This is a genomic window from Nocardioides sp. (assembly GCF_016462705.1).
Lineage (GTDB): Bacteria > Actinomycetota > Actinomycetes > Propionibacteriales > Nocardioidaceae > Nocardioides.
Genome location: NZ_JAEMSS010000201.1, coordinates 1 through 6,902, shown reverse-complemented (window position 1 = coordinate 6,902; position 6,902 = coordinate 1). Strand labels below are relative to the sequence as shown.

Here is a 6,902-nt window from a genome sequence, read left to right as displayed (position 1 = left end):
CTGGTGGAGCTCCAGTACGACGAGTACGGCGTGGGCGACCCGTCCCGGCTCCACAGCCACCTGTTCGCCCGGGGCATGGAGGCCAGCGGACTCCGGCCGGAGCCGGGCGTCTACGTGGACGAGGCCCCCGCCGAGGTGCTCGAGCAGAACAACGTCCTGTCCATGTTCGGGCTCCAGCGACGGCTCCGGGGGGCCGCCGTCGGCCACCTCGCCGCGTTCGAGGCCACCAGCTCGCTGCCGTCGCGACGGATGGCACAAGGACTGCAACGGCTGGGACTGCCGGCGGAGATCGTCAGCTACTACACAGAGCACGTCGAGGCCGACGCGGTACACGAGCAGGTCGCGCTGCGAGACATCTGCGTCGCGCTGGTCGCCGAGACGCCGTCCCTCGAGACGGACGTGTGGTTCGGCGCCTGGGCGTGCCTGGACCTCGAGACCCGTACCGCCCACCGCCTCCTCCGGTCGTGGGGGGTCGCGGCGTGACCGCCGTCCCCGCCCGCCCCGACGTGGAGCTGTGCCCGGGTGGCCCGATGCTGCTGCGCGGGGATCACGTGGTGCGCGACGACGACGGGGTGGAGCACTGCACGACCCGGCCCGTGTCCGCGGTCTGTCGCTGCGGCAAGTCGGCGTCCAAGCCTTGGTGCGACGGCACGCACAAGGTGCTGCCGCGGAAGCTCCGGCCCTAGTCGGTCCTGCCGGCCCCGACCGCGCGGTCGATCCGGACCAGCGCTCCACGCTCCTGAAGCCGGACCTCGCGCACGGTCAACGCGTCGTACGCCGCGACGAGTGCCGTGACGGCGTCCGGCTGGTCGGGGCCGGTCTGGAGCAGGGCGTGGCCGCCCTCGACGAGGTGATCGTCGATGACCTCCAGGCAGGCACGCACCAGGTCGAGTCCGTCCGGCCCCCCGTCGATCGCCAGCAAGGGGTCCTCGGGGTAGCGCCCCACGTCATCGCTGGTGACCCACGGCGGGTCCGCGATGACGACGGCGAACCGCTCGTCGGCGTCGAGGACCTCGTCCATCAGACCCTCGCGGACGTCGACGCGGATCCCCGCGTGCGCGGCGTTGCGGCGCAGGTAGGCGCAGGCGCCGGCGTCCGCGTCGACGCACACGAGCGACCGTGGGGCCAGGCTGACCGCGAGCAGCCCGATGTGCCCGACGCCCGAGCAGAGCTCCAGCACGGGACCGGGCGGTGCGGAGCGGATCAGCTCGGCCGCCCACCGGGACTGCTCGGCGGTCCAGGGACGCGGTTGGAGCACACGATCGTCGTACTCGATCTGGAGGCCGTCGAAGTCGGCCACGCGAGCGGTGCCGTGGGCGGTGGCACTCATGAGGTCTCCTGCTGCCGCCGCTCCACCAGGAAGGCCAGGCGCCGCAACGCCTCCACGTTGCGCCAGGCCAGCATCGGGTCCTGGACCACGCGGGGGACCAGCGCCCCGGGCCCGGCCGTCGCCTGCTCCTCGATCGTCACCTCGGTGTCGGTCCCCACGGGGGACAGGCGCAGGGTGACGGTGGCCCGGCCGGCGGGCCACGCGTGCGCCTGCAGCACCAGGAGCGACCCGGGCGTCTGCTCGACGGACTCGGTGACGTCGTCGATCAGCAGGGGCCAGGTGCCCACCGAGTGGTGCAGCCGGCTGCCCACGGCGGGCCACCCGTCGTCGACCTCGCGCATCCGCGAGGCGCCGACCACCCAGAGGGGGTAGAGCCAGCCGTCGGACAGAACCTCCCAGACCTGGTCAGGGGTCGCGTGCATCAGCCGCTTGTTTGTGCTCACGGGGGACTGGTACCCCGCTGGGCCGGGCACCGCCCTTCGGACGCTCGGCATGGTCGAACGTCACACCGGGCACCGGCAGGCCATGGATGCACAGGACAGTCGCGCCGCTGTGGTGCTGGACGTCGACGGCACGCTGCTCGACTCCAACTACCACCATGCGATCGCGTGGGCGCGCGCCTTCGGGCACGTCGGGGTGGACGTGCCGGTCTGGCGGATCCACCGGGCCATCGGCATGGGCGGCGACAAGCTCGTGGCCGCGGTGGCCGGGGACGAGGTCGAGGAGACCCACGGTGACGAGGTCCGGGACCGGTGGGAGAAGGAGTACGACAGCCTGATCGACGAGACCCGCCTGCTCGATGGAGCCAAGGAGCTGCTCCGGTCCCTGCGCGGCCGCGGGCTGGCGGTCGCCCTGGCCAGCTCGAGCATCCCCCAGCACGCCCAGCACGCCTTCGACCTCCTCGACGCCGACGAGCTCGCCGACACCGCCACGACGGCCGAGGACACCGAGGAGTCCAAGCCCGACCCCGACCTCATCGAGGAGGCCCTGACCCGGTTGGGTGCCGGGAGCGCGTGCGTGGTCGGGGACTCCGTCCACGACATGACCTCGGCGCAGCGTGCCGGTGTGCCGGCGTACGGCGTGCTGACCGGCGGCTACGGTCGCGCGGAGCTGCTCGACGCCGGGGCCCGCAACGTCTACGACGACCTTCAGGACCTCCGGGCCCACGTCGACGAGTGGGCGCCGGTCTGACCCGCTGACGGGGTGGTCCACCCCTGCGGATGAGGGTACGGCCGGTCCGTGCCGGGCACCGGAGAACTCATGAAGGCAGTCACCTGGCAGGGCGCGAAGGACATCCGGGTCGAGAACGTCCCCGACCCCGTGATCGAGGAGCCGACCGACATCGTCATCCGGGTCACGTCGTCGGGCCTGTGCGGTTCCGATCTCCACCTCTACGAGGTGCTGGCACCGTTCATGGAGCCGGGTGACGTCGTGGGCCACGAGCCCATGGGGATCGTCGAGGCCGTGGGTGCCGAGGTCCCGCACCTCGACGTCGGAGACCGGGTGGTGATCCCGTTCAACGTGAGCTGCGGCCACTGCTGGATGTGCGAGCGCGACCTGCAGAGCCAGTGCGAGACCACCCAGAACACCGAGCACGGCACCGGCGCCAGTCTCCTCGGCTACAGCAAGCTCTACGGCCAGGTCCCCGGCGGCCAGGCGGAGTACCTCCGGGTCCCGCACGCCGACTACGGGGCGGTCAAGGTCTCCAAGGAGCGCCCCGACGACCGTTACCTCTTCCTCAGCGACGTGCTGCCGACCGCCTGGCAGGCCGTCGAGTACGCCGACGTGCCCGACGGAGGGACGCTCCTGGTGCTCGGAGCGGGACCGATCGGGGACATGGCCGCCCGGATCGGCATGCACCGGGGCCACCGCACGATCGTCGCGGACCTGGTCGACGAGCGGCTGGCCCGGGTGAGCGGGCGCGGCGCCGAGACGATCGACATCACCGACCTCGACGAGACCGCCGTCGCCGAGCGGGTCCGCGAGCTCACCGCCGGCCGCGGCGCCGACGCGGTCATCGACGCGGTCGGCATGGAGGCGCACGGCTCCGGCGGCGTCAAGGCGGTTCACAAGCTCGTCGGGCTGCTGCCCGATGCGATCGCCGAGCCGCTCATGCTGAAGGCCGGCGTCGACCGGCTGGCAGCGCTGACCACCGCCATCGACGCGGTGCGGCGCGGCGGCACGGTCTCCATCTCCGGCGTCTACGGCGGGGCGGCCGACCCGCTGCCCCTGTTCCAGATGTTCGACAAGCAGATCCAGGTGCGGATGGGTCAGGCCAACGTGCGCCGCTGGACCGGTGACATCCTCGCGCTGCTCGACCAGGACGAGGACGTGCTCGGGGTGGAGTCGTTCGCCACCCACCACCTCTCCCTGGAGGAGGCGCCGGACGCCTACGCGACGTTCCAGAAGAAGCAGGACGGCGCCGTCAAGGTCGTCTTCCGTCCCTAGGTCTCGATCCGGGCGGCACCCGTCGTCCTGGCCCGCAGCCACGACGTCGTCCCGGGGCCATCCCCCGGGACTTCGGTGTCCGGTCGACGGGCGCGACGATGATCTCCGCCCGGTCGGGGAGGGCCCACTTCAGGGCGTGGTAGACCTCCGACAGGGTCTGCTCGCTCTCCAGGAGGAGCAGCCCCGGGGCAATCCGCCTCGCCTCGACCCAGGGGCCGTCCAGGTCCTCCGGCGGCTCCGAGGTCCAGGCCAGGTAGACCCCGTGGTGGCGGTCAGGGAGCGGCGGCACGGAGCTTCTCGAGCAGCGGGCCGGCGGCCTCCTCGAGGAACCGGTCCTGGCCGTCGTCCCCCACCTGGACGACGCAGATGTCGGTGAAGCCGGCGTCCCAGTACTCGCTGACCTTCGCCACGATCGCGTCGAGGTCGGGTCCGCAGGGGATCGAGCCGGCGACGTCATCGGGCCTGACGAACTGGCTGGCGGCGCTGAAGCCCGCCGTCGTGGGCAGGTCCGCGTTGACGTCCCAGCCACCGCCGAACCAGCGGAACTGCTCGTGCGCCCGCGCCACCGCCGCCTTCTCGTCGGGGTCCCAGCAGATCGGCAGCTGGCCGATGGCCCGGGCACCCGCGCCGATCGGCTCGGTCCCGTCGACGGCGTTCCACCCCGTGACGAGCTCGGCGTCGGGCTCGACGGCGACCAGGTCGTCGGCCAGCGGGGCGAACCGCTCCAGGCCGCGCTCGCCGGAGAGGGCGATCGCGATCCGGACCTGATCCTCGGGCAGGTCCCAGAGTCGAGCCGAGTCCACGGCGAAGTGCTCGCCCCGGTAGGTGACCAGGTCGCCACCGAACAGCGCCCGGATGATCTCGACCGCCTCCTCGAGCATCTCCTGACGGGTCTCGACCGCCGGCCAGCCGGCGCCGACGGTGTGCTCGTTGAGGTTCTCGCCACTGCCGAGCCCGAGGGTGAAGCGCCCGCCGCTCAGCAGCGCCATGGTGGCGGCCTTCTGGGCGACCACGGCGGGGTGGTAGCGCAGCGTCGGGCAGGTGACGTAGGTCATCAGCTCGACCCGCTCCGTGGCGTGGGCGACGGCGCCGAGCACGCTCCAGGCGTACGCGGAGTGGCCCTGCTCGGTCAGCCAGGGGGAGTAGTGGTCGCTGGACACCTCGAAGTCGAACCCGGCGTCCTCGGCGGCGACCGCGTAGCGGACCAGGTCCCGCGGGCCGGACTGCTCGGTCATCAGGGTGTAGCCGAAGCGCGTGACCATCGGTCAGCCCAGGACCGAGCCGGCGTCGACCGAGCCGTGCTCCTCCTCGATCGCGGCGGCGAGCCGGTCGACGTGCTCGTCGGCCAGGTCGATGCCGGCCTCGGAAAGCCCCTTGTCGAGCTCGGCGCGGACGGTGCCCTCCGGCGCTCCGTCCTGGTAGCCGCCGACCCGGTCGACCACGATCTGGATGGCCGCGATCTCCTCGTTGCTGCGTCCCTCAGTCATGTCACGCCCAGTACCCACCATCGCGGGAGTGGCACGCTGTTCCCATGACCGATGCACCCGATCGCCCGCAGCCGCTCGAGCCTCTGGACGAGGACTGGGACTCCGCGTTGTGCGTCGTGGCCCACCCCGACGACCTGGAGTTCGGCGCGGCCGCCGCCGTGGCCCGCTGGACCGGGCAGGGCAAGCGGGTCGTCTACTGCATGGTCACCAGTGGCGAGGCCGGCATCGACGGCATGGCGCCCGACGAGTGCCGGGTCGTGCGCGAGGCCGAGCAGGTCGAGTCCGCGCGCATCGTCGGGGTGGACGAGGTCGACTTCCTGGGACTGCCCGACGGCGTCCTGGAGTACGGCGTCCCGCTACGGGCCGCGATCGCCGCCGTGGTCCGCCGGCACCGCCCGGACATCGTCATCACCGGCAACTTCCGGGACACGTGGGGCGGCGCCAACCTCAACCAGGCCGACCACATCGCCGTCGGCAGAGCCGTGGTCGACGCGGTGCGCGACGCCGGGAACCGGTGGGTCTTCCCCGAGCAGCTCACGGACGGGACCGAGCCCTGGGGCGGGGTCCGCGCGGTCTGGGCCTTCGGTTCGCCGCAGGCGACCCATGGCGTCGACACGACCGAGACCTTCGACGCCGGGGTGTCCTCGTTGGAGGCGCACCGTGCCTACATCGACGGGCTGGGCTGGGAGCACTTCGACCCGCGCGAGTTCCTCGAGGGCTTCGCCCGGACGACCGGGCAGCGGCTGGGGGTCGCGTTCGGCGCGGCGTTCGAGGTGTTCCCGATGGGCTGGGGGGACTAGCCCAGGGACCGAGCCGGGGACCGAGTCAGCCCGGACACGGGTCGACCGAGATCGACGCGCTGCGGCGAGCGGTGTTGCCGCGGGTGTCGGTCGCGACGAACGACAGCTGCACCGTGCCCCCGACCGCGAACGGCCCGATCGAGCCGCTCCACTGCCCGCCGGAGGCAGTGAGAGCGGTCGTGCCCGAGGCTGACGGCCCGGCCCAGGCGACCGAGGCCGACGCGACGCCGGACTCGTCGCTGATCGGGACGACGACGTCGACGGGCTGGTCGCACTCGGAGGGCACCACGGAGACGGCACCGATCGTCGGAGGGACCTCCCGTGCGGCGCTGACCGCGATCGGCACGGTGCCTTCGTCCCAGCGCACGGTCAGCCCGCCGGAGGACGTGCCCTCCGGCAGCCCGCCCCGGCGCGCGGAGACGGTCACGGATCGCGACTGCCCCGGCTTGAGGGAGCCGCTCGCGGGGCTGGTCGCCAGCCAGGAGTCCTCGGCCACGACCGAGTAGGTGACCGTGGTCCCGCCCGGGTTCGTGAGGGTCAGGGTCCGGCCTCCCGAGGCCCCCAGGTCGAGAGTCCGCGGTGCGGCGACGAGCCGGCCGGGCGCCGCCGGAGGGTTCGGGTCGTCCGACGCGGAGGGACTCGGCTCGCTGGTCGGGGTGCTGGTCGCAGAACTGGTCGCGGTGCCACTGGGAGTCGCGCTCACCGCCACGCTCGGCTGGTCCGCGGGCGAGAGGCTCGGCGGGGCTACCTGGGTGACCTCCTGGCTGGGCGTCGTCGACCCGCCCGCCGTCACCGGCGCGGTCAGGTCGTCGCCGACGAGATCGGGCTCGCCGGACT

General features: G+C 72.8%; 9 protein-coding genes and 1 pseudogene. 5 read left to right on the top strand and 5 right to left on the bottom strand.

The window, feature by feature from the left end; translation table 11 throughout:
- Both JHD21_RS19095 and JHD21_RS19090 read left to right on the top strand, forming a co-directional pair.
- Positions 1–483: iron-containing redox enzyme family protein (locus JHD21_RS19095; protein WP_292678435.1), on the top strand; the 483-nt coding region annotated here is incomplete at its 5' end.
- On the top strand, positions 480–686 hold the full coding sequence (locus tag JHD21_RS19090; protein WP_292678433.1) for a CDGSH iron-sulfur domain-containing protein: 207 nt from the start codon (positions 480–482) through the stop codon (positions 684–686). The genes JHD21_RS19095 and JHD21_RS19090, both read left to right, overlap by 4 nt.
- On the opposite strand, the gene JHD21_RS19085 is transcribed toward JHD21_RS19090, so the two are convergent.
- A complete protein-coding gene (locus JHD21_RS19085) occupies positions 683–1,330 on the bottom strand; it encodes an RsmD family RNA methyltransferase (RefSeq protein ID WP_292678431.1) in 648 nt (215 codons plus the stop codon). The genes JHD21_RS19090 and JHD21_RS19085 overlap by 4 nt on opposite strands.
- Entirely contained in the window at positions 1,327–1,773 is a 447-nt protein-coding gene (locus tag JHD21_RS19080) for an SRPBCC family protein (protein ID WP_292678429.1), read from the bottom strand. Before JHD21_RS19080 ends, JHD21_RS19085 begins: the two co-directional genes overlap by 4 nt.
- Before the next feature lie 82 nt (positions 1,774–1,855).
- Between JHD21_RS19080 and JHD21_RS19075 the strand changes: the two genes are divergently transcribed.
- Positions 1,856–2,521 (top strand): HAD family hydrolase, encoded by a 666-nt coding sequence (locus JHD21_RS19075; protein ID WP_292678427.1) that lies wholly within the window; start codon positions 1,856–1,858, stop codon positions 2,519–2,521.
- Between the two features lie 69 nt (positions 2,522–2,590).
- Positions 2,591–3,778: an alcohol dehydrogenase catalytic domain-containing protein gene (locus JHD21_RS19070; RefSeq protein ID WP_292678425.1), complete on the top strand. Its 1,188-nt coding sequence runs from the start codon at positions 2,591–2,593 to the stop codon at positions 3,776–3,778.
- Positions 3,779–4,050: 272 nt separating this feature from the next.
- Here the strand turns inward: JHD21_RS19070 and JHD21_RS19065 are convergent, their stop codons facing one another.
- Both JHD21_RS19065 and JHD21_RS19060 read right to left on the bottom strand, forming a co-directional pair.
- The gene (locus JHD21_RS19065; RefSeq protein WP_292678422.1) at positions 4,051–5,040 is read right to left on the bottom strand and encodes an LLM class F420-dependent oxidoreductase; all 990 of its coding nucleotides are present in this window, start codon (positions 5,038–5,040) and stop codon (positions 4,051–4,053) included.
- 3 nt (positions 5,041–5,043) lie between these two features.
- Positions 5,044–5,265, bottom strand: a complete 222-nt coding sequence (locus tag JHD21_RS19060; RefSeq protein WP_292678420.1) for a hypothetical protein — start codon at positions 5,263–5,265, stop codon at positions 5,044–5,046.
- Positions 5,266–5,309: 44 nt separating this feature from the next.
- Between JHD21_RS19060 and JHD21_RS19055 the strand changes: the two genes are divergently transcribed.
- Positions 5,310–6,065 carry a PIG-L deacetylase family protein gene (locus JHD21_RS19055; protein WP_292678418.1) on the top strand — a complete coding sequence of 252 codons (756 nt, stop codon included), beginning with the start codon at positions 5,310–5,312 and terminating at the stop codon, positions 6,063–6,065.
- Positions 6,066–6,090: 25 nt separating this feature from the next.
- Here the strand turns inward: JHD21_RS19055 and JHD21_RS19050 are convergent.
- Positions 6,091–6,902: pseudogene (locus tag JHD21_RS19050) on the bottom strand (hypothetical protein); the annotation flags it as partial.